Origin of the sequence: Pseudomonas sp. JS3066 (genome assembly GCF_036328175.1) — a bacterium.
Classification (GTDB): domain Bacteria; phylum Pseudomonadota; class Gammaproteobacteria; order Pseudomonadales; family Pseudomonadaceae; genus Metapseudomonas.
In genome coordinates, this window is sequence record NZ_CP143312.1 from 1,331,468 (window position 1) to 1,353,236 (window position 21,769).

The 21,769-nt window shown below is 52.2% G+C and carries 18 protein-coding genes and 3 pseudogenes; 10 read left to right on the top strand and 11 right to left on the bottom strand.

Annotation, left to right across the window (positions count from 1 at the left end):
• The first annotated feature begins 36 nt into the window (after positions 1-36).
• Genes SA496_RS06330 through SA496_RS06345 form a run of 4 tightly spaced genes read left to right on the top strand, consistent with a single transcriptional unit; the run spans position 37 to position 5,470 of the window.
• Positions 37-1,125 (top strand): site-specific integrase, encoded by a 1,089-nt coding sequence (locus SA496_RS06330; RefSeq protein WP_236081781.1) that lies wholly within the window; start codon positions 37-39, stop codon positions 1,123-1,125.
• Positions 1,122-2,774, top strand: coding sequence for a hypothetical protein (locus tag SA496_RS06335; protein ID WP_073664776.1), 1,653 nt, complete (start codon positions 1,122-1,124; stop codon positions 2,772-2,774). The genes SA496_RS06330 and SA496_RS06335 overlap by 4 nt, the downstream gene beginning before the upstream one ends.
• Positions 2,737-5,064, top strand: a complete 2,328-nt coding sequence (locus SA496_RS06340; RefSeq protein ID WP_073664775.1) for a hypothetical protein — start codon at positions 2,737-2,739, stop codon at positions 5,062-5,064. Before SA496_RS06335 ends, SA496_RS06340 begins: the two co-directional genes overlap by 38 nt.
• A 1-nt stretch (position 5,065) precedes the next feature.
• Positions 5,066-5,470 carry a hypothetical protein gene (locus SA496_RS06345; protein WP_124128150.1) on the top strand — a complete coding sequence of 135 codons (405 nt, stop codon included), beginning with the start codon at positions 5,066-5,068 and terminating at the stop codon, positions 5,468-5,470.
• A 175-nt stretch (positions 5,471-5,645) separates the two neighbouring features.
• On the opposite strand, the gene SA496_RS06350 is transcribed toward SA496_RS06345, so the two are convergent.
• From SA496_RS06350 to SA496_RS06385, 8 genes and pseudogenes are all read right to left on the bottom strand, one after another.
• On the bottom strand, positions 5,646-6,047 hold the full coding sequence (locus SA496_RS06350) for a hypothetical protein (RefSeq protein ID WP_124128149.1): 402 nt from the start codon (positions 6,045-6,047) through the stop codon (positions 5,646-5,648).
• Positions 6,037-6,621, bottom strand: a pseudogene (locus SA496_RS06355) (RHS repeat-associated core domain-containing protein); the annotation flags it as partial. The pseudogene SA496_RS06355 and the gene SA496_RS06350, both read right to left, overlap by 11 nt.
• 71 nt (positions 6,622-6,692) lie before the next feature.
• Entirely contained in the window at positions 6,693-8,210 is a 1,518-nt protein-coding gene (locus SA496_RS06360) for a Fic family protein (protein WP_073664774.1), read from the bottom strand.
• Positions 8,211-8,515: 305 nt separating this feature from the next.
• Entirely contained in the window at positions 8,516-9,469 is a 954-nt protein-coding gene (locus tag SA496_RS06365) for a tyrosine-type recombinase/integrase (protein ID WP_073664773.1), read from the bottom strand.
• Complete coding sequence (locus SA496_RS06370; protein WP_073664772.1) at positions 9,459-10,313, bottom strand: hypothetical protein; 855 nt, start codon at positions 10,311-10,313, stop codon at positions 9,459-9,461. The genes SA496_RS06365 and SA496_RS06370 overlap by 11 nt, the downstream gene beginning before the upstream one ends.
• Before the next feature lie 2 nt (positions 10,314-10,315).
• Positions 10,316-11,065, bottom strand: coding sequence for an IS21-like element helper ATPase IstB (gene istB / locus SA496_RS06375; protein ID WP_073664771.1), 750 nt, complete (start codon positions 11,063-11,065; stop codon positions 10,316-10,318).
• Positions 11,058-12,602 carry an IS21 family transposase gene (gene istA, locus SA496_RS06380; protein ID WP_073664770.1) on the bottom strand — a complete coding sequence of 515 codons (1,545 nt, stop codon included), beginning with the start codon at positions 12,600-12,602 and terminating at the stop codon, positions 11,058-11,060. The genes istB and istA overlap by 8 nt, the downstream gene beginning before the upstream one ends.
• Before the next feature lie 267 nt (positions 12,603-12,869).
• Positions 12,870-13,172: a hypothetical protein gene (locus SA496_RS06385; protein WP_073664769.1), complete on the bottom strand. Its 303-nt coding sequence runs from the start codon at positions 13,170-13,172 to the stop codon at positions 12,870-12,872.
• A gap of 215 nt (positions 13,173-13,387) precedes the next feature.
• On the opposite strand from SA496_RS06385, the gene SA496_RS06390 reads away from it, so the two are divergent.
• From SA496_RS06390 to SA496_RS06410, 5 genes are all read left to right on the top strand, one after another.
• Positions 13,388-14,215: a hypothetical protein gene (locus SA496_RS06390; protein ID WP_124128148.1), complete on the top strand. Its 828-nt coding sequence runs from the start codon at positions 13,388-13,390 to the stop codon at positions 14,213-14,215.
• Between the two features lie 527 nt (positions 14,216-14,742).
• The gene (locus SA496_RS06395; protein ID WP_073664767.1) at positions 14,743-15,393 is read left to right on the top strand and encodes a hypothetical protein; all 651 of its coding nucleotides are present in this window, start codon (positions 14,743-14,745) and stop codon (positions 15,391-15,393) included.
• Between the two features lie 321 nt (positions 15,394-15,714).
• Positions 15,715-16,863, top strand: a complete 1,149-nt coding sequence (locus SA496_RS06400; protein WP_073664766.1) for a CBASS cGAMP synthase — start codon at positions 15,715-15,717, stop codon at positions 16,861-16,863.
• Positions 16,864-16,869: 6 nt separating this feature from the next.
• Entirely contained in the window at positions 16,870-18,513 is a 1,644-nt protein-coding gene (locus SA496_RS06405) for a ThiF family adenylyltransferase (RefSeq protein WP_073664765.1), read from the top strand.
• A complete protein-coding gene (locus SA496_RS06410; protein ID WP_330115184.1) occupies positions 18,501-19,076 on the top strand; it encodes a Mov34/MPN/PAD-1 family protein in 576 nt (191 codons plus the stop codon). The genes SA496_RS06405 and SA496_RS06410 overlap by 13 nt, the downstream gene beginning before the upstream one ends.
• 15 nt (positions 19,077-19,091) lie before the next feature.
• Here SA496_RS06410 and SA496_RS06415 read toward each other — a convergent pair whose 3' ends face one another.
• Positions 19,092-20,078, bottom strand: coding sequence for an IS5 family transposase (locus tag SA496_RS06415; protein ID WP_003449698.1), 987 nt, complete (start codon positions 20,076-20,078; stop codon positions 19,092-19,094).
• 152 nt (positions 20,079-20,230) lie between these two features.
• On the opposite strand from SA496_RS06415, the pseudogene SA496_RS06420 reads away from it, so the two are divergent.
• Positions 20,231-20,461, top strand: a pseudogene (locus SA496_RS06420) (transposase domain-containing protein); the annotation flags it as partial.
• Here the strand turns inward: SA496_RS06420 and SA496_RS06425 are convergent.
• Positions 20,460-20,639, bottom strand: a pseudogene (locus tag SA496_RS06425) (transposase); the annotation flags it as partial. The pseudogenes SA496_RS06420 and SA496_RS06425 overlap by 2 nt on opposite strands.
• Positions 20,640-20,996: 357 nt before the next feature.
• On the bottom strand, positions 20,997-21,761 hold the full coding sequence (locus SA496_RS06430) for an N-formylglutamate amidohydrolase (protein ID WP_073664752.1): 765 nt from the start codon (positions 21,759-21,761) through the stop codon (positions 20,997-20,999).
• Positions 21,762-21,769 lie beyond the last annotated feature (8 nt).

Consider the following 21,769-nt stretch of genomic DNA (forward strand, 5'->3'; position numbering starts at 1 on the left):
AATACGAGATTGAGGTACGCGAATGAACTGTTGTTCATGCTGCAGTATTTTTTGGAGAAAAATATTGATCTGCCCGCAAGGGTTGAATCCGGACAGTTTATCTCGCATAGGGAATACATGCAGTTCTATGACAGGTGCTGCTTAAGTAAGTCAATTAATGATGAAAGCCTAAATATAAAGTTTCTGGATATAAATGATAAGCAGCTAAGAAATATCATTGTTGCCAATCAGAAAGGTATGGCAAAGGTATCTAACGAGACCCTTCAAGGTCGTGTCAGACGCCTTAGGAAGTTTCTTTTATGGCTGTTTGATCAGTTTCACGAAGTTCAAGATGTTGACAAAAAAACAAATAAAAAATTTAATGGGCTAATTCACAAAATAAAATTAGATGAAGATGCGCTTGGTAAGAACGGGACTCAACAAGTTGGCGATCCTGAGGAATCGGTAATCCCGGACGACGTTTTCGTTAAGTTTTTGGAGATGCTGATTCCGTCATCTCCTAATAATCCATTTAAAGCATCCAAAGTTAGAAATTATCTGATCGTCAATTTGCTAGTCCAAGGCGGCATCAGAAGGGGTGCACTAGCAAAGCTGAAGGTCTCAGACTTCCTTTTCTGGGGGGGGTACGATCAGATATCTATCTATCGGTCTGGAAACGACCCTACAGATCCGCGCGCTGAAAAACCTGATCAAAAGACAAAAGCGCACTTCGCTACGGTTGATCCAAGTTTGATGAAGAAGGTTGAGTTTTATATTGACAACATTCGTGCTGTCTTTCCTCGTGCGAAATTTCATGACTTCGTGTTTGTGAGCGAAAATGACTCTAAAGGTACTGCAGGCCAGCCCCTTTCGTTGAAAGCAATAAATGCAATCTTTCAGAAGCTTTCCAGGGCGCTGGGCTTTCATGTGCATCCTCATTTGCTTCGTCACAAATGGAATGAAATATTTGATAAAAAGGGAGAGTTGCTCGGGGTCAATCCAGCTTTGCTTGAAGATTGTAGAAAATATGCGATGGGGTGGTCGCACAATTCGGATCAGAGTGATAATTATAATGAAAAACGAATTGCACTGAAGGCGAGAGAAATATCAAAAGCACATCAGCATAGAGTGGATCAGAAAAAATGATTCGAGAGAAAAAACGCAAAGCACTTAAGCCTGAAAAAAAAGAAATTTCTTTGGTTACGGTTAAGTCTGGTTTGACGGTTAATACCTCGGATGATGTATGGGTGTTACTCCCGAATAATGGCAAAGGAAGACTGTTGTGCGTTGACTGGGTCCATTCATCGAATATGTCAGATAATGATCGAGAGCTAATTCTGGACGTGTTTGTGCATTACATTCGTACCAGTGCTGCGAGCACCGCATCAGGCGTCGCTGGCAAAGTGAAGCCGTTTTTGATTAATGGGATTCCCTCGCTATCCAGAGTTAAGTCAATATGGAGTGGGCTGAATGCAAGCAATAAGAAAGGGCTAAATCAATTCTTTGGAACTCTGTCCAGGCAAGGTAATGCACAATTTAGTGAGTATCACAAATATACAAGCGCGAATTTGGATAAGGAGAAAGGTAATGCTCTTGATCCTTCCAGTGGGGCATTAAGCGATATTGAGTTTGATTCGTTAGCCAAGCAGGTCAATAAAAATCTACAGGAGTTCGATTGGGTCGCCGATCGAGTGCTTTCCTATTTTCAGTCACCAGGGCTCTATGGTCGTCTCAGAAATCTAGTCACTAATAAATTATTGCTTTCCGTTGTGAGACGGCCGATTCAAATCGCCATTATGAAATGGGCAGATCTTATTCCCTCTGGTGCAAGTTTTAACGACGAAGGAATTCGCGCTGCGGACGAAATTGGGACGGTGGGTGGGCAAACATTGCAGCTTAGAGTGTTTCACGCTAAGTCTAAGGGGAAGCAATATTCAAGGGAATCTCCCGAACGTTATCCAGTACATCTATCTGAATATCTCTCAAAGACGCTCACCGACTATAAAGGGATAGTCTTGGAAGGGCTTACGCTGCTGATGGAATCGGAAGGTATCGAACTGGATCAATCTGAAATGCTGAATCTAATGAAAGATATTCCTATGTTTCCAGATGTCAGCCTCTTTGACCTGCGGTTTGACTCTTTAGATTTGTTCAAGGGCCTCTTTACTCCAAGGTCTAGTGCGTACCACGTATCGGAGACAGCCGTTGCCCACGCCATGAGAGTAGTTCAAGTCACCTCTGATCGAACCTCCGACTGTATGGCTACTTCTAACAGGATTCGTCATACCGTATTAACTCGAGGCGCTCAAGATGGTCTACCCGCCGTTCAATTGGCCAAAATGACTGGTGTTACCGTGCCAGCTGCAAGGCACTACATAGACTTGGATTACATTTCCAGGCGGGAGATTGACTCAAAATTTATCGGCAATGAATTTCTGAAGAAAATTTTTAGTATTGACTTAACTGTAGTTCAAGGCGATGACGAAATTATAGTCGATAGTAAGTTCAATCCTGTTGGTGGGGCACGCAACAAGCGTTCATGCAGCACTTGTTCAACACTATTGGGGCGGCCTTTGGGGTGCTATGGATGCCCAAACTTTCGTCCAATACTCGAAGCCGATCACCAGTCGGTACTGGCAGACGCGGAGGACAAGCTTGCGGTAAACCGCAATTCCTTAGTAAATCCCCTTTACTCGCGCAGCACTGAAAAATTGGAGAGGCAGATCGCTTGGGTGAGGCTGACTATAGCGGTTTGCGATGAATATCTCGCTGGGCAGCGCGCAATCGATGCTTAATAAATACATTGACCGATTGGAACGGCTTGCCCACGAATATCGCGAAGCCGAACTAGAGCAATTTGAAGGGCCTGGCGGCAAGAAGGCGGAGTTTGATGATCTGATTTGGTACCACGTCGACCCCAATACTGGTCGCCGAACTAGATACCTGTGCGGAATACACGGGCGTAGGGGAAAAGGTAACGCCGGCAACCGGCCCACAGACTCCCTTCCTTACCCCTATAATCACCTGATAAAAGTGTGGGTTATCGAAATATCAAATACATCACTCTCCGCCAGCGAGAAGCAATCTCGAACATCGATGGCTAGGAAGTTGTTGTCGCTCATGGATGGCGACCTCTATGCCCAAACAGAATTAACAATCCGCAGCCTTAATTTGGGGAAGGCTGGTTCAGTTTGCCGCTTGCGCCATTTTCTCTCGTTCTGCTCTGGCAAGGGGTTGATGAAAAAAATAGACCTAATCGACCGTGATAAAAGAGACAGGTCGGGGCATGCTGCATTTGATAATAATCTGGAGAAACTTCCAGATATAAATGCTGTGGTTGCTCTAGGCGCCATCTTTTCAAGTGTGTTTGAATATGTGGATATACATGGTGTACTTAGTCCTGGTGAAGAGATAAATATGCGTGATGCCTTGGTAGTGGCTTTTGTGCTGCTGTCGCTGGCATCGCCTAATCGGACCTCTGCGGAAATACCGCTCCTTCCTAAACAACGACTACATTCTTTCTCTGAAGGTAATGGAGATCCTGTTTATTACCTCGATTGGACTGGAAGTAAAGGATACGGGTCCAACAAGAATCACATGCTTGCGGCGCTAGCTGAGCCGATCACGAAAGCTATGAACTTCTTTTACAAGGTATGCGAACCGGCAAGAGTTTTATGTCGATTCTACGAAAATCCCAATAAGAGCTTGAAGGCGTTGCTCGGGGAGTTCGAGATGGCACCGGAACTAGAGCGGAATTTGTCTTTGGCTCAGCAACCTAACCTTTTTACGCTGGGTTATGCGTTAGGGTTCTATGGAGTTGATGATTGCGTTCCGGTTCTCAAGGAAGGTGCTGCTCTTAATCCCATGCGCCGGCGTCAAAAAAACCGGCTCTTTGAGGACAAACCAATTTATTCGTTGCAGCTTCAAGATCAGTTGTCCACATCGCTAACTGGGAGATCGGCTTTATCAGGGTTGCCCTACTTATTTGGGTACTCCAATATCCCGAAAGTTTTTGGCGATAAGCTTATCGTCACAGTTGGAGAGGTACAGGAGTGGTGGATATCCTATTATAGAAAATTTATCCTTCCGGAATTTCCGCTTTCATTTTCAACTGGAGAGTCAAATATTAGGCTAAAGGACGCGATGTTCTGCTTTTTAGGGAGTTGGCTTTATGGGGCGTCCAGTGTTGGGAGTGGGGGGAAAGTATTTCAAAAGACCAACTATTCGGTGGTGCCATTAGCATCGCTAGGCACCTCGGTTCTTACTCGCTTGGTTGGCAAGGGGCGCTACACAACATCAATTTTTCAGGGTTACGGATTTTCGTCAGAATTAATTCTGCGACCTCATAGTCTGCGGCACTTATCTAACACCCTTGCTGATTTAAGTAGCATCCCAGTAGAGATCATTACTGCTTGGTCAGGCAGAAAGAGTTCTGAGCAAACTCATACTTACATTCATACGAGCCACGACGAGAAGGCTAGTCGAGTGAGTGCGATAATGACCCCGCCAGATATCGACAGGCGGGATATTCGAGTCGTTTCTCAAGAGCAACTTGCAAAAGCTACGAACCTGCCGGCAATACTCACCTCAACGGGACTTTGCACTCAAAACCTGAATGTGACCCCGTGCAATTATTTGAACGAGTTCGTCTCGCAGTGCTTTATGTGTCCGGAGAGTTGTTACATTGCTGGCGACGAGAAAGCCATCGATTTTCTCGAGAAAGATTTATCGTTTCAAACCTTGAGGCTAGAGTCGGTGGCGTGCGATCTGCGTCTACCAACTTCCCAGGCAATGAAAGGGTGGTATGTCATTCACTCTCGAAATACCCACATTCTATCGTTACTTATTGATTTGATGAAAAACAGCCCTGCTGGAACGATAATTCGTTACTCGAATACTAACGCTGAATTCAGCTTGACCGATTTGAGTGCAATGTTCATCGCAAAGGTTGCGTGTGCCCTCCCGGATTTTGAGGCGCGCCTGAAAGGCATCATTGAAGATAAGACTACGAGTGCAACGTCTGACACCAATCCCCAGTTACGCTCTCTTTTATCGTCTTTCGGCCTGTCTGAAGGGGAGGTGTGACGTGGTAGTACCAAAAATATCCGCTCAGCAGCAACGCAAGATAGAGATTATGCTAACCAAGTGGATAGGTAAGCTAACTTGGGAGGCCCTAGTGACAAAAGTAGAACTTGAGCTCGGCATAAAAACGACTAGGCAGACTCTATGTACTTATGTAGGAATTAACACGTCGTACAAAAACAAAAAAGCGCAGCTGCGAGGGGCAACACCCTCCCTTTACACAAAGATAACAGCTTCTGAAGTGAAGCTGGTTGAACAGATAGAGCACTTGAAGGCTGAGATTTCGGTGCTCAAAAGGAATAACGCTGAGCAACTTCGCATGATTGAGAGAATTCTTTCTAATGCGAATGCAATCCCTAATCTGGACCTCTATGCCTTGGTTAAAAAAAGACCTGAAGAGATACGATGAATCGCCTCTGGTTGCAGGCGCTGCGCCAACTTGAACACTGTGCCGGCCCTGCGTGACACACGAAACCGAAAAGGTGTGAACGGGCTGCTGCACGGTAGTGACACAAAAAAATAGGGGCTGTCAGAATTAGCCAGCCCCTTCAGTGCTCAGATAGTCGACGAGCTGTATGGCAACGTTACGTTTGCGTTGTGACGGACGGGGCGTTTAGGACAACGATATCAATGGACTCTTCTCCCAGCAAAAGGCAATAGTGCAGGGCAGAACTCAGATCCACTGAATCATAGGTTTCTTCTTTAAACCAGTTAATGTAATTGGAGTTCTCGACCTTGAATAGCGAGTGCTCTTTGTTTCTGAGCCTGTTGCTTTCTGAACGCCAGGTGTAGCTGTCGTTTGCTACCTTGTAACCTACGATGTCATTTATATTGAAATCTAAGGTTAATAGTTTGCTGGCATCGGATGTAGGGTGGATACAAATTTGTAAGCCTTTCCGGGTGTCAGAAATGTACTCTAGGGAAAACCTTTCACTAGAGTCTCCGCCAGGAAACCACTCAACGTAAACTTCGCTGTTATCTGCCATATCTCACCTTGATTCGTTCTCTTCCATCTTGAATTTCTAAGGTCGGTCTACCGTCGGTACTGTCTGGCCTAACCACGACACTTCTGCCGTCGGGTAATTTTCCAACTCGCCCGCCCGGAATATCCTTTACGTCGGTAGGGCTTAAATTGTCGAAGTCATCGTTTGCGGTATCAATTGTCCCGTCAGGCTTCACCCATATTTCGCTTGGCCCTCTGGTTCTATCTCCGGGAACAGCGCCGGGTACTGGGCAATCTTTGGTGCCTGAAGAGTCATCTACTTCGTTAGCAGCACAGGTTCCGGAGAGAATGCACCACGCTGTTATTCCTGCGGTATTGGTGGCTCCCGCTGCCCCACCGCCACCAGCACTGCAAGGAAAATGAAACTCAGCTGGGGACATCTGGCGCCCAGGGCACAGTGGATCTTGGACCATCAATCCATACTGGTCTACGAACGAGATAGGGTTAGCTACTACATAACCGAAGCTATTCAAGCCACCTTGTAGCCCAATTGGATCGCTTTCCACGTACCGCCCGGTCTGCGGGTCGTAATCGCGAAAGTAGTTGTAAACTAATCCTCGGTACGACCCCCTGACCCTTGGACTATCAATCGGCTATTCAGTCCTGAACGAAGCCTGCTGCAGGGGATTCAGAGCACCTCAGGCTCTGGTGTTTCCGGCGCATTCAGATCGGCGTAGATACTCTCTGCTAGCGCAATATCCTCATCCGTGAGGTGCTGGAACAAGCCCGTCCGCTTACGCTTAGAGACACGCCCGCTGTTCTCATAGATCACCGCGATAAGCAGCTCAAGATCCCGGTTCGACAGATCCAGCTCGCGATTCAGCTGCTCTTTGAACCTATCACGCCGGACCAGATGGTTGACCTCATCACGCATGAGCCCATCAAGAACTCGCGCAGCGCTTTTATTGACCTCGCCCTGCAGATCAGTGAAATCCAAGTGGGCGAACAGATGGGCATGCGCCTCGTCCAGCTCAGGATCGCTGGCCAAGTCCCTCCGGTGGTACTGCGTGGCACTAAGTAGCCGCCGTGACAACGCGTCGAGCGTGCCGATGTAGCTGTCCAGGTTGACCAGAAGGCCGGCAGAGATAGGCAGGATGATGCCCTGCAACTTGAGACCTTCATTGGCCAGGATGTCCTGCATGATGAAGCGGGACAACCGGCCGTTGCCGTCCATGAAAGGATGGATGTAGATGAAGCTGTGTGCGATCGCGTTTAGCTTCACTAGCGCTGGGGCCTCACTGCGCATGACGCGCTCACGCATGACGAACCATTCCTCCATCATCTCCGGCACTTTTTCCGGCGCCGGCGGGATCAGGTGGATCAGATCGCCGCGGCCGAGCCAGTTCTGCAGATGCCTGTATGCACCAATGGACGGATCGGGACGCCCCGTGCCGAGGGCTATCCGGTGGATGTCGAACAGAAACTCCTCATCCAGCGGGCGCTGGCCTGCCTGTTCCAGCACTCGCACAAAGCGCAAGATTCGATCGGGAGCTGGGCGCTCGTGCTCGATCTCGTAGGAGCTGCGGGTCTCGGTCGTCAGCAGGTATTGCGCCGCTCTAGCAATCTCGGTGACCGAGAAATCAACCATCTGGTCATGCATGCGCTCGACTATTTGCGCATTCAAAAGACTGTCGTCTGCCCAGCCCTGGCGGGAAATCAGGGCTGAAAGCTGAGGCGTTCCCAGGAGATTCATCCGCACGCGATGCCTGCGCGACATATCCTCTGGGCCGGTGAAATACTTCTCCGGTGGGAGCAGGTGTTCATACGGAATGTTCTGGGCCGCGTTGGGCAGATGCAACTGGTGGCCTGCAATGTTCTCGCAGATATACCAGAGCCGGCGCAGATAGCCGCTGGCTGGCTTCTCAGCGATTGCAGCAGCTAGATCGTCCCGGACAGCGGTAATTTGAAAGGCGCGCTCTAGGACACCCAGATTTACCCCTTCGTACGAGAGCGCAAATAGCATCTGATCGATGGGGCGGTGCTCTCTGGCGTACCCCTTGGTGAAGACCTCTACTTTGACGCCACCAGCGGACTGAGAGAGCGCTGGGCGCGAGCCTATGACACACTCATGATCAAGCGGCATGCACCGAAGATCGAGGGCGTTGATCAGCCAGCTGTATCCGGCTCGCTCAATGGGTTGCCGCATGGTGAATTTCCTATAGGCAGCGCGAGAAAATTATAATTTACACGGTCTTCTTGGAAAAACTTATAGCTAGTTGCCCGGGCCATGAGAATGACAGAGCTGGCGAAGGAGATGAGCCTGATCGCCGGCACTGCCTCAAGGTTGACTGCACACCCCGTCGCCATTAGCCTTGGCGTCAAGAATAACCCCCACGCCTCGGGCGGGACTCGTCCCGTACTGCGCACCAGGGGGTTAGTTTTTTCTGCCCCCCCTAGCGCGCATTTCCGTGATCGCGCTGCTCGCAATTCATCAGTACTTCCAAACCGACATCAGCGGCCTGAGCCCCGAGCTGCAGGGTGTGTTTTGCTGTAAACGCCTTGCAGGTCCGTGATGGTCACATGGGTGTAGATCTGGGTGCTCTCGATGCATAGGTGCCCGAGCATTTCCTGCACATAACGAATGTCCGCTCCATGGCGCAGCATGTGCGTGGCGGTGGCGTGGCGAAGAGCGTGACAGGAGCCACTCTTACCGATGCCGGAACGGCGAATGCATCGGCCAACAAGCTCAGTCAGTTTGCTGTTCTGGATGCGCTTACCTGTTTCACCGAGAAAGAGCGCTTCACCGCTGGCCATTGTAGCCAGCCGGCAGCGGAGCTCGCTGAGATACCGTTCAACCGAATCTAGGGCTCGTTGCGCAATGGGAACCCGCCGATCCTGCCTGCCTTTACCTTTGCGAACAGTGACGATCTGTTGCTTGAAATCCACGTCCCGGATATCCAACCCAGCCAGTTCGGCCCGGCGTATACCGGTCGCATAGTAGACCTCAACAATGGCTCGGTCCCTCAATTCCATCCGGCCGTTGATCGTCGTCTGATGCAGGATGGGTTCGATCTCGTCTTCGTCGGGAATCTGTTTGGGTATCTGGCGTGGCACCGTGGGCAACGGAAACTTGGCGTAGGGTTCCGACTGCAGAATTCCATAGACGTGCAAGCGTTTGAGTAGGCCAGTGACCGCCATCAATCGCATGCGTTGGGTCGAGAGCTCCAAAGGCTTCTGATCGCGGCGCTTGCGGTAGCGATACAAGTGTTTGCGGTAGCGCTCCAACACGTCCAGATCGACCTGCGAGACCTCGTAAATACCCTGCGGCTGGCACCAGAGAACGAACATCTGCAACAGCGCGGTTTTGGTGCGGGCCGTCGCATCACTTTGTCCGAGCGCCAGGCAGTCATCGATGTAGAAGGACACACACCCTGACAGGTCGGTCGGGTAAGTCTCAGCGTTCATGGTCACCTCCCTTGCTCTCCGGCAGTGCCAAGGCGTCCTCTAGCAGGCGCGATAACTGCTTTGCAGGGTCATCCACCGACGAAGCAAAACCGTTGCTGTCCAGGCCGAGAGGAAACAACACCAAGCGCGCCTCGAAGTTGCTATCAGCCAGCAGCTGGGCGATACGGCGAATCGCATCCAATTCGGAGCGTGAAGCGCCAAAAGCGATGTAAACCAGCCTGACCAAACTGCTTTGCAGGATGCTCAGATGTTCATCATCAAAGCCGGCGAACCCGAGGATGGCTGCCACGTTGCGATGCCCATGGCACCACCAAGTCAGTGCCTCGATCGGGCTTTTGCAGAGAATCAGCTCAGGAAACTCGAACAGCGCCGCCTGGTTGAAAAAGCCACGATGCTCCAGATGCCAGTGCACGTGATAGGCCGAGTTCGCCGTCAGCTTGGGTGTAATCCGACGCCCATAGCCACCAAGGATCTGCCCTCGCTGATCGAGCATCGGGAACAGCGCTGCTCCACGGAACAGTTCGTGCCCCGAGGCTCTTAGCAGACCGACACGCTGCAATGCACCTCTGACGGTTTCCTCCTCCAGGTGACCCAGTTTGCGCAACTGTAGGCCCAGGGAGCGGTCTGCAAATCCCAGACGAAAGTGGGCCAACAGATCGGGTTGATAGATGCCCCTGCGCTGCAAAAAGGCCAGGGCCTTTGAGTGATGGCGTAGGGTCTCCGAGTAGTAGTCGAGCACCTGGCTGACCACCAAGTTGTCGGCCACGCCGTCGTTGTAAGCGCAGCGAATGATGGGATGGTGGATCAGTACATCCTGGTGCTGAATCTGATGGGGTTCGTACATGACTAGTCCTCCCCACCTTCGAGACCGTGCTTCTTGCGCATGGAGTCGCCACGCATCTCGATCTTGTGTGCCCGGTGCACGATGCGATCCAGAATGGCATCCGCCAAGGTGGGCTCGTTGATGTACTCGTACCACTTGGCTACCGGCAGCTGAGAAGCAATCAGAATGGCACCTGCCCCGGTACGATCATCGACAAACTCCAGCAGATCCTGGCGGCCGATATCGGTGAGCGGAGACATGCCCCAATCGTCGAGAATCAGCAGCTGACATTTCGCGAGCCTGCTGCGAAAGCCAGACAGAGATCCGTCAGCCCGGGCAATTTCGGTTTCCTCAAGCAGCCGGCTGACCCGGTGATAGGCGACGGAGCAGCCGCGCCGAATGGCCTGCATGCCAAAGGCGCAAGCCAACCAAGTTTTACCGACGCCGGTAGGCCCGGTGATAAGCAAGTGCTGATGACGCTCGATCCATTGGCATTGCCCAAGCGACAGCAGCTGTGACTTATCCAGACCGCGGCGTGGCCTGTAGTCGATATCCTCCAGGCAGGCGTTGCGCATCTTTAACTTCGCCTGCGCCATCAGGCGTCGCTGACGACGATTGTCACGGTCGTGACATTCGGCCTCGACCAGCAGAGCAACGCGCTCGCTGAATGGCAGGCTCTGTGTGCCGGGACTTCCCAGCTGTGCAGTCATGGCGCTGGCCATACCAAATAACTTCAACGCCTGGAGCTGCTCGATGGTCTGCTGCTCATTCATGGCGGCTCTCCTCGGCGTAGTAGTCGGAGCCGCGCACATTGGCGTGGGGTGGGATCAGAGCGGTAGCGGGATGCGCGGGCCTGTGCAACTCATCCAGCCGGTGTTGCAGGATGGATCGCAAGCTCTTGATCGTCGGCGATTGGATGGCCAAGACCCTCGCGCAAGCCGCCTCGACCCTGGCATTGCCGTAGTTCTTGGCCAGGCGCTGTAGCTGCTGGCAGGCCTTGCTGCCGGCGATAGAGAAATCAGCCTTACCGTTAAACTGCGCCTGCACCACCTCCGCGGTAGCCGTACCAAGACCATAAGCCCATTCGAGGTAGTGGTGCGCGCTTCGTGAGGCATAGGCTTGGTGGGCCTCAGGGCGATGATTGGGGTTAGTTGTCGCTTCTCCTGGCGTGTCATCACGTGGGTGAATGGCTACTCGCTTGCTCAGGTGGAACAGGGAAATAGTCGAAGGGCTGACGCGGGCTTCCACTCGCTCTCCCACCAAGCGCCAGGGCACCGAGTACGCATGGTTCCGCACATAGACGTGGTAGTCCGGACCGACCTTCTGAGCAGCCATCCATTCGCCATATTCGTAGGGGGTTGGCGGCAGGGCTCTCTGCGCAGGTTTATCCAGCTCCTGGAACCGCTCGAAGCGATTGCCGGGCAGACGTTTGAAGGAGCGCCGATTCAATTTCTCCAGCAGCTCAGCCAAGGCAACATTGATCTCTTCCAGGCTGAAGAACTGCCGACGGCGGAGAGGTATGGTCACCCACTGCGTGGCTAGTTTTACTCCGAGCTCTGCTTTGGATTTGTCCTGTGGTCGTCGTACCCGAGCTGGCACCACCACGAAACCGTAATGTTCTGACAGTTCTTGGTAGGTCTTGTTGATTACCGGCTCACTGCCGGGAGTGATCACTGCGGACTTGAGATTGTCCGGAATGACCGTCTTCGGGACACCACCGTAGAACTGGAACATCCGGTTGTGTGCCTCAATCCAGTCCGGTGACTTCTGGCTGGCACAGGCATACGCAAAAAGGTAATTGGAACAGCCCTGTGCCGCGACGAAGACCTGGGCTTCACGCTGCTTACCTTGTGCGGCGTCAAACCATGGAATGGTCTGGCCGGCAAAATCCACAAAGATGCAGTCGCCTGCGTAATGGATCTGCCGCATCGTGATGTCGATCTTGCTCAGGAACTCGCGGTAGTAGTAGGTGAACTGTGAGTAGGAATAGGCCGCGGATTTGAGTTGATCGCGGTATTCATCCCAGAGCTGGATCAAGGTCTGGTGTTTGGCCTGCATCAGCTTATGGATGGCCACCCAGTCCGGCATGACCTTGCCATTTTCCTGCTGCCGAACTCCGCGAAGGCAGGTTTTCAGTTGGCGGTCATCCATGTCCTGGACGGCAGACCAGTCCCATTCGTTGGCCTGCGCGACAGACACAATCCTTTTGACGGTATTGATGGAAATGCTCGCCAACCTGGCAATCTGCCGCTGACTCATTGCCGAGCAGCAGTGGAGATGTAACGCCTTACGGTAGGTTTGAACTTGCATGGCTGTACCCTCCGCGAGCCGGCTCCAGTCATCTGTAGGGCGAGCTGGGCCGGCATCGTTAGACGCAAACGAAAAAGGGATACAGAGAGGCCCCGAAGCCAGCGCCTGCGCATTGGCTCTCGTCTTGACAGGTTGGGCTTCGGGGATAAGACTGAAGGCAGTCGGGTCTGTATTCGACTGTCACAAAAGGCCTCTGGGATAGCCGTCCCGGGGGCTTTTTCTTATCCGCGCCTCACTGCGTGGTTACGCGCGTTGGTGGCTAGCTCATCAGGGATCACCTCCATGCTCACGATTGGGTGAAACGCCGAGCGCGGCACTGAAGCGCTGCTCGGCCAGGTAGCGTGCAACGTCCTTCACCAACGCGTGCTTTCCACGCCGGTGCTCCAGGTTAAACAGAGGGACTGCGACGGTGTTTCGCATCCGCGACTGCCGGAAAGCCTCTTTCGACGTGTAGCCCAAAGCACGTAGTAGCTCATCTCCGCTCATTACGGGGCCGTAGCGGCCCAGCAAATCGCTCTCAAGGCTTTTTGCGAGCTCATCAATCAGCAGGGCTTTCTCAGCATCGTCCATCGTGACGGTTCCACGTCGTGCGTATTAAAGCGTTACCTCGTGGAGTCTATGCCACGCCCTAGATGGCTGCATTTCATCGCTTTATCGGAGGAAATCTCAGAATTTGGAAATACTGAGACTACATTTCTCTTAACACCCCGCATGGGGAAAGGGCTTCGCTAAATAGAAGTGTGTTTCGCTCCGCGAGGTGCGAAATTTTTATCTCGGCGCTTTCTATGGAATATTTTTCGATATTGCCAGAGCCTGTAAGATCAATACGCAGCAAATACTATGTCGGCGTACTTCTTCAGCGTCTCGAAATAAAGCGAGTGGCTCAAATTCCAGCGGCGCTTGATAGATTGCTGCAAATCTCTGGGGTAAACTCTTTTTTAAGATATCGCAGTGATTTGTTTAGATATTGGAATGGCGCCAATATAAAAAATCCAAGGTTTGTGTCCGAGATAAATCACGCACTACCCGGAACGGCCAGAATTTTAAATCACCCTGTGTGGAAGTTGATTTCAGAACCGATATTCGCTGAGAATGATTTAGTAAGGCTTGCCCAAGTGCTTGATCCAGGCCTTCACGGATACATCATTGAATATAATGAGCAAGACCAAGAAATTAGGTTGAAAGGTTTTTCAACGGGCAATCGCTGGATGAGGTCGGACTCTAAGTTTCTTCGCACCATAGATAGACGAGGGCTTGATGAGCTGGCCGCGCTGCTAATATTAACTAGGGCGCAGGAGATTCAAGGGAGTTACATGACGGCCTATCGCTTGAGGGAGTTGCTCACTGACTTTTTTGTGGAGATAAGCCATCTAGGAGAGTTTCAAGCAGTTGCTGCCCAGATATATCGTCAGGTTTACCAGCTATTCATTAGCGTGTATTACAAAAGTTCCAGAAGTGATTTGGGGCTCGAATTCATGCTCAAAAATAGCCGAGTAGACCTTGACTATACAGTCGGCGTTATTGAGCGAATATCATCAAGGGAACCAAGTCGGAACGATGCATACAGCAACATTCTCAGGGGACGCAGAAGTCTCTCTCGGGGAGGTAGGTGAAATTACTGTAAGTGCTAGCTACCGCTCCAGAGGAGCTCGCTACAAACTAAGCGTATCCGAGAGAGTTCTTGCCCAGCCGCTCTGCGTGATACGCTCCAGCTTCGACCCAGTTCACGAGGTTGCCCAGATGAGTAGGTTTCACCAGTCAGATAGCAGCTTTGACGAGATCGTTGAGGGCAAGGCTCGCCGGCGCGAGGAGCTGATGAATGCTATCCGATCGGCAGACCCTGCGGTCCTGGCTGAAGTTGCCGAGCGTCTCAGAGAGGCCATGCGCAACAAGAATCCTAGTCAGCGGCGCCGTAGGTTGGGCCCTCCAGCCTTCTGCAAGTAATCTGGGACAGCTAGGCCAGCCCAACAAGTTCTTTTTGGTACGTATTCAGTTCCTTAATCTAATCACTGTTTTTCAAAGACTTGCCACTTGAGTAGCTTTGGGTGAGGCTTGACCAGCCATTCCAGTGGTGACCTACTGTACACAACTAAAGTTAAAAAACTGTGGATTCTATTTCTACCACCCAAGAGGATGGAGCATGTATCAGTCCGTAGGTATCGTGGGAATACTAAAGGGTTTCGGTGCACTTGTTGCGGCAATACTTTTAGCGTTAGTAAGTATTGATAGTGGCCTTTCGGCTGGGGAGATGATTAGGAAGATTTCCTCGTCAGTTACTATCGCTGCATTTATTTTTTTGGCGCTTGGCCAGTCGCCGCTATTTCCTAATATTTGTAAACTGCCAATTATTCGAGGTTACTTTCCACCAATTGATGGTGAGTGGGAGGTAACTCTTGATTCAAATTGGGACAAGATAAAGGAAATGAAGGGAATTGCGGATGGCAAGGTAACTCTGCCTATTGAGGGGAAGGTAAAGATTAAGTCGAGACTTCTTTTCGTCCATATTAGCTTCGATGCTAACAGTCGATATTCAGGCTCTAAGACCGTTTGCGTTTCGATTAGTCGAGACCCCTATGATTCAACTATCAAGCTGAACTACATCTACGAAAATCACACTCCGACTCCAGAGGCCACTGATTCTCCAATTCATAACGGTGCAGCTCGAGTGACTATTTCTGAGGATGACGTGAATGGTCTGACCATGACCGGCACATACTGGACAGATCGTAAGTGGACTGAGGGGATGAATACCGCAGGTCGGATTACCTATCGCCGAGTGAAAAAGGCCTGAAACGAAAGCCATTTTTCAGTTCGCACTCCCGTTAGCTTTTCTCCCTTGCCGCAAGGACTACCGGTCGGTTTGATAGCCTGCAGCTCCCTCTCAATTGAATCTTCCCTTCCGCCTTGCTGCCCTGGCCGCGCGCTCAGCCTTCTGGGCTTTACCGCTCCAATTCATTTCGAAAACCCTGAAAACACCATATATAGTGCCGGCACCTACCCGCTTGATCTACATGCAGTGTCGCGCCATAATGCTGGCCGCAGTGGCAAAGTAACATTATCCGCTGTCGAACCTTTGACTGACTTCGTCCTGCGCGAATGCGGGGGAGGCTATATGCTGAATCTGAGCGCTCTGTTCTACACCACCTTGGACAACCCCAGCTTCCTGGCTGAACTCGACCTCCTCGCGCACGAGAAGGAATACATTAACCAAGCTAAGAACGAGATCCGAACGACGCTTCGAGCTAGCTTGAAGGAGTGTCTTTCCAAGGTCTTGTATGATCACGGTCTGAGCGATTTGAAGATCGAGCCAAAGTTCTACATCCAGGGCTCTTGGGCTTACAAAACTCTGAACCGCCCCCATACGACACCTCCCCAGCAATCCGATTTGGACGATGGCGTCTATCTTCCGATGAGCATCATGAAGGAGCACCAAAAGCCCAGCGTGGCCAGTGCTCTGTTCTTTGAAGCCACAGAGGCGGCACTGGCCCCGCTGGTGAAAGACAAAAAGATCTGGAGGATGTCTCCAAAACCGACCTGCATTCGCATCGAGATTTCGGATTTCGCTCATATAGATATTCCGCTGTACGCGATTCCTGATGAGGACTTTGTTCTCCTCAAGGAAAGTATGGAGGCCAGGGGTTATGCCGCGCTGACCTATGCAATGGACTCAGCAAAAGACCGTTGGACGGCGCTCCCGACTGATCATGTGCTCTTAGCACACCGTGAGGAGGACTGGATTAAGTCTGATCCTCGTGCGATGAAAGAGTGGTTTGTCCAGGCTGTGGAAGATCATGGGCCTCAGTTGCGCAGGGTTGTGCGCTACTTGAAGGCTTTCCGCGACAAGACCTGGAGTAAAGGTGGCCCTAGCTCCATCCTGCTGATGGCAGCTGCAGTATCGGTTTTTGAGCAGCGTAGAGCTCGTGATGACCAGGCATTAAGAGATGTTGTAAGGCAAATTCCAGCAGCGCTTCGTGGAGGAGTACGCAGCCCCATTGACCCCGAGATCTATCTCACAGATAGCCTTACTCCTGATGAACTGGAGGATGCTGCAGTGCAATTTGAGGCGTTCTTTAACTATCTTGACGGGGCAATCAACGCTTCGGATAAACAAACGGCCTGCAATTGGATGCGTCATGTGCTCGGAACCCGATTCCCGAATCGGGCGGATTTGGTGATTGCCGTCTCGGTGTCTGAGATCGTGCAGGCTACTCCTGCAGAACCTGGACCGCATGAGCTGGTTAAGACCACGAAGGCAGGTTAGTGCCTCATGGTTAGGGATAACGCCGAGGTGATCCCGGAGCTCCTTTTCCAACTTCAGACACTGGGCTTTAAACGCTCCCCGAAGCAAAAGATCGGGGGGCTACTTTTATTGACCGGCGCGCTCAGAACAACCGATGGTCCCGTAAACTGCATACTTGGAATTGACCGAGAGTTTCGTACTCCCCCTCGAGTTCTTCTACCAGACCTTCCCAAAAAGCTTCGTCCAGTAGCGCCTCATATCGGAGCTAGTGGTGAACTGTGCTATGTCGCGAAAGGAACATATGTCTTCGATATTCACGACCCCGTTCGGCAGACTCTTGCGCTGATAAGGCGAGCCGAGCAGGTTCTCGACGCAATTTTGAAAAATGAAATGCAGGATGATCTAACTGAGGAGTTCTTCGCATACTGGGGTGAGTGGTTCTGCTTCAATGATGTGGAGAACACCGAGACCGGTACGCTTCAAGTTTATACGCATAAATACAGGGCGGGGAATTATAACGATTACTTCCTCACGGACAACCTTGAGCGAACTTCTAAGAAGTTATCTGTGCTGGGTGGCGAATTTTCCCAGGTGAATGCTTGTGTGTTTTTGATCTCTACGAGCGCTAAACCGCGACCCTCACAGGAAAGCTGGCCGCCTAAGAACCTAGGTGAGCTGATCAACTGGCAGCGTGCTTTAGATAAGAATATTCCTCGGAAGATATTGTCTCAGGTGCAGGCGGCGTACCGATCAGCCTATCTCGGCTGCTTGATAGTGATTGCTTCGCCTGTCTACAAATACGGATTTATGGTGGAGCTACCTCCAATAGAGGTGCGCAAATCACTCAAGAGGCATTCTACGAGCTACGAGCATCTCTATCCGTTAGAACTCATTCAAGTTTCGATTGAGAGAGTTGACGATAAATATCTTACGGAGCGCAACATGCCGGGCGTTCGCAACCTCACGGGCATGAAGATCGCCATGGTTGGATGCGGTACGATTGGTGGTTATCTTTCAGAGTTGCTCGTAAAAGCAGGTGCCGGTGTTTCCGGCGGCAAGTTAACTATCATTGATCCCGATGCGTTGGGTGCAAATAACTTGGGCCGCCATCGCTTAGGGTTTGGTCAGTTGAACCAGTTCAAGGCATATGCTCTTGAGAGTGAGCTAAAGCGGGTGATGCCCTCGGCAGAGATTGAGGGTATTGCGCGAGATGTGCGTGACGTGAGCCTGCCAGAGCTTGATCTGCTTATCGATGCAACTGGTGACGAGTCTTTAGGATATTGGATCGCAGAGAAGTACCATAAAAAACTTCCGATTCTCAGTGTTTGGATCGAAGGCCCTGGAGTCGCGGTTAGGTCGTTGTTGAAGCGCCCCGGCCAAGGAGGCTGCTTCAGATGCCTGTGTGACTATGGCAAAGATGGCCAGCTCTGTTCTGTGGAGGAGGATTTGGGAGAAGTGTTCGCGGGACATGGTTGTGAAGGGCTCTACGTGCCGTTTCCTGCGACAGTGTCTGTTCAGGCAGCTTGCTTAGCCGCCGAAGCCGCTTTGGACTTAGTTAGATCCAATAGCCTGCCCTCCCTGAGAACTCGAGTTATAGCTCCTGGATTTTCTCCTGCATCGGATGACTGCTCACCAATCACAAAAGAGAATTGCCCGGCATGTTGCAGTTAACCGATTGGGCAACCGATGACCGAAAGCATCTGGTGTACATACACTCCAGCGTCTTGGAAGATATCCTCAAGTTCATTCAAGCGCGAGAGTCAGACCCAGAAGCTGGAGGGATACTTTTGGGAAAAGTGAGGGGGCCGCACCTGGAGATCATCGAGGCCACTAAACCTTCACGGTTCGATAAACGGCTCCGTTACCTATTCGAGCGCTCCCCCCACGGCCACCGACGAATAGCATTCCAGCGCTGGCGACATAGCAAGGGCGAAATTCGATATTTGGGGGAGTGGCATACCCATCCCGAGGATCATCCCAACCCATCTGGAACGGATCTTCATGAATGGAGAAAACTTGCAGTGGATAGAATTGATCAGCGTCCCGTGCTTGCCATGATTGTGGGACGCAAAGGGCTGCACGTTGAGCTTATGTTTGCGAATGGCTGTCGTACTCTTTTAAAGAATTTGTCTAGGGAAACTCCGAACAAGTCAGCGACGGGCAGCCGATTGGCGACCGAATCGATTTTTAGCCCGGTCTTCGGCGACAGACTTCACCAGAAACCCGGCTTTTGACCGGGTTTCTGCGTTTTACAGGCGCACCTCTCCCGTTTCAGCCAGCAACTCTCGGCGGGCCATCCATAGATTCGACAGGGCGAACAAGGTGACCAGTTGCGCAGTGTTCTTGGCCAGGCCCCGGAAGCGCACTTTGGTGTAGCCGAACTGCCGTTTGATCACCCGGAATGGATGCTCGACCTTGGCCCGCACCTGCGCTTTTGCCTTCTCGATCTTGCGCCTCGCCTTGTACAGGGCACTGCGTTTGCTCAGTTGTTTGTAGGTGCTGCGCCGGGCGGCGATCTGCCAGATGACCTCACGCCCGGCATGCTCGGGACGTTTCTCCACCCCGGTGTAGCCCGCATCGGCACACACCACGTTCTCCTCGCCGTGCAGCAGTTTGTCGACCTGGGTGACATCGGCCACGTTGGCCGCCGTCCCCACGACGCTGTGCACCAGGCCGGACTCGGCATCGGCGCCGATATGTGCCTTCATGCCGAAGAAGTACTGGTTGCCCTTCTTCGTCTGGTGCATCTCCGGATCACGCTTGCCTTCCCGGTTCTTGGTCGAACTCGGCGCATGAATGATCGTGGCATCAACGATGGTGCCCTGGCGCAGTGACAACCCGCGCTCGCCCAGGTGGTCGTTGATCACCGCCAGGATGCCCGCGGCCAATCCGTGCTGCTCCAGCAGGTGGCGGAAATTCATGATTGTCGTGTCTTCCGGGATGCTGCCCTGGGTCAGCGACAGCTGGGCGAACTGACGCAGCGAGGTGATCTCGTACAGCGCTTCCTCCATCGCCGGATCGCTGAGAGCGAACCAGTTCTGCAGCAGGTGGATGCGCAGCATGGTTTCCAGCGGATACGGCGGACGGCCATTGCCCGCCTTGGGGTAGTACGGCTCGATCAGCGCCAACAGCCCGGCCCAGGGCACCACTTGCTCCATCTCCGCCAGAAAGCGCTCGCGCCGGGTCTGTTTGCGTTTGCCGGCGTACTCGGCATCGGAAAAGCTCATCTGGGTCATGCGGCAGGGCTCAGGTTCTGCGGGGGCGTCATTTCAGCAGATCGGTCGGGACTTTTCCGGAGTTTCCTTAGCAGAGGCTTGAGCCGTGTGCTGGGAAACTCGCATGCACGGTTCTTAGGGGGTTGGGCGCGGGTAACCGCGTCTGACTACCCGACAACCAGATTCGGCCATGGGCGCTAGGCCGCTCGAACTGGTTGTTTGCCGGATCGCTACGCAGCGGAAAACGAGCGGCGGCGATCATGAGCCTGATCCAGTCGGCCCGCATGAACGGACATGATCCGTATGCCTATCTCAAGGATGTGCTGACACGACTGCCGACGCAGAAGGCCAGCGCTCTGGCCGAGCTGCTGCCGCACAACTGGGTATCCGCCGGCAAGGTGTAATGCCCGTTCGCTTACCGTCCTGGTAGAGCTTGCGCCAGTGAAACAATTGGTTGGGATTGACGCCGTTGCGCCGGGCCACCACTAAGACGCTTTGCCCGGACTCGAGACTCTCGCGCACCATGGCCAGTTTCTCCTCGACGCTCCAGCGGCGACGCCGCTCCTGGCCAAGCACTTCGATGGTTTTGTCTTTGCTGTTAGTCATAAACACAGCCGTTTGCCTATCCCTTATGGTAAGGGGGAAACGGTGTCCTGTGTTTCAAGGGACTCGTTCACCAGGAGACCCATCGCGGGCGAAGCCATGCGCTCATGCAGAATCGCTTCGGGTAGCAGGCTAACGATTGCCAGAAACGCTGAGGCCAGACCAATGGGGTGAAGAATCTATTAGCCGAACTGCCTCCTTCGTTACGCTCCAGCGTGTGTATCAGGAATCCTGGGAGATTAATTGATTGGACTGTGGGGTGCAGAAATAGAGCTACATTGCGTCCCATCGAGCTCGAATTTCCACACCGCACAGATCCTACCTATAACTGCCAGGTCAGAAAACCAGACAAGTCCGCTCTATCGCCTTCGCCAGCACATCCGACATTTTGTCGACCAAGGCCTCACCCTTGATGAGGTCATTTCTTACCTCGATATAGGCGTTGGGGACTCCGACCGAAATGCCATGACGATCTAAAGTGAACCAGTCATTTTCCTTGAAGCTATAAGGCTCATTATCATCCACTCGAAACACGTCTTGCTGTCCTATGGCGCTAATGAGTCGGAGCGGCAACCCGTCATCCCCCCTCCACATCACACCGACTTCGCAACTGCGGAACTTGTTGTCCCAGAGTGGCGAAAAGGAATGAATGGAGATGATTGCCTTGGCCCTTGAAAGCTCGCCCTCAACCCAATCAGCGACGGCCTTTTCCACCGGATACCGGGCTATTCTTTCCCGAGTGTCACGCTCAGCTTCACTCAAATTGATATTTCCGGGGATCGGAATACCACCCATATCGATCCGAATACAGCCAGGATCATGCTGTTTCCTGTTGTAGTCGAGAAAAAGCCGAGAGTAGTTAGAGACTATCGCAGTTGCGCCAAGCTTTCTTGCAACCGCCAACGTCAATTCCCTGGATCCGAGGTCCTGACAAAAATGGGTTTCGAGAAAGGCCTCCGGCAGCCCAAGGTTGTTCCAGGCTGCCGGAATGCGCCCTCCGCCATGCTCGCACAGCAGAACGATATCCGCGTTCTCGCCGCCCGGTGTGACCGAGACCGCGTCACCTGCGTAGCGCGCGATCTCAACCGCTTCTATCGTCACAGACGGAC

Bases quoted from the DNA above. Each gene is read 5' to 3' on its own strand.
- SA496_RS06330 (WP_236081781.1), top strand. From the start codon at position 37: ATGCTGCAGTATTTTTTGGAGAAAAATATTGATCTGCCCGCAAGGGTT.
- SA496_RS06335 (WP_073664776.1), top strand. From the start codon at position 1,122: ATGATTCGAGAGAAAAAACGCAAAGCACTTAAGCCTGAAAAAAAAGAA.
- SA496_RS06340 (WP_073664775.1), top strand. From the start codon at position 2,737: ATGAATATCTCGCTGGGCAGCGCGCAATCGATGCTTAATAAATACATT.
- SA496_RS06350 (WP_124128149.1), bottom strand. From the start codon at position 6,047: ATGGCAGATAACAGCGAAGTTTACGTTGAGTGGTTTCCTGGCGGAGAC.
- SA496_RS06360 (WP_073664774.1), bottom strand. From the start codon at position 8,210: ATGCGGCAACCCATTGAGCGAGCCGGATACAGCTGGCTGATCAACGCC.
- SA496_RS06365 (WP_073664773.1), bottom strand. From the start codon at position 9,469: ATGAACGCTGAGACTTACCCGACCGACCTGTCAGGGTGTGTGTCCTTC.
- SA496_RS06370 (WP_073664772.1), bottom strand. From the start codon at position 10,313: ATGTACGAACCCCATCAGATTCAGCACCAGGATGTACTGATCCACCAT.
- istB (WP_073664771.1), bottom strand. From the start codon at position 11,065: ATGAATGAGCAGCAGACCATCGAGCAGCTCCAGGCGTTGAAGTTATTT.
- istA (WP_073664770.1), bottom strand. From the start codon at position 12,602: ATGCAAGTTCAAACCTACCGTAAGGCGTTACATCTCCACTGCTGCTCG.
- SA496_RS06385 (WP_073664769.1), bottom strand. From the start codon at position 13,172: ATGGACGATGCTGAGAAAGCCCTGCTGATTGATGAGCTCGCAAAAAGC.
- SA496_RS06390 (WP_124128148.1), top strand. From the start codon at position 13,388: ATGGAATATTTTTCGATATTGCCAGAGCCTGTAAGATCAATACGCAGC.
- SA496_RS06395 (WP_073664767.1), top strand. From the start codon at position 14,743: ATGTATCAGTCCGTAGGTATCGTGGGAATACTAAAGGGTTTCGGTGCA.
- SA496_RS06400 (WP_073664766.1), top strand. From the start codon at position 15,715: ATGCTGAATCTGAGCGCTCTGTTCTACACCACCTTGGACAACCCCAGC.
- SA496_RS06405 (WP_073664765.1), top strand. From the start codon at position 16,870: ATGGTTAGGGATAACGCCGAGGTGATCCCGGAGCTCCTTTTCCAACTT.
- SA496_RS06410 (WP_330115184.1), top strand. From the start codon at position 18,501: ATGTTGCAGTTAACCGATTGGGCAACCGATGACCGAAAGCATCTGGTG.
- SA496_RS06415 (WP_003449698.1), bottom strand. From the start codon at position 20,078: ATGACCCAGATGAGCTTTTCCGATGCCGAGTACGCCGGCAAACGCAAA.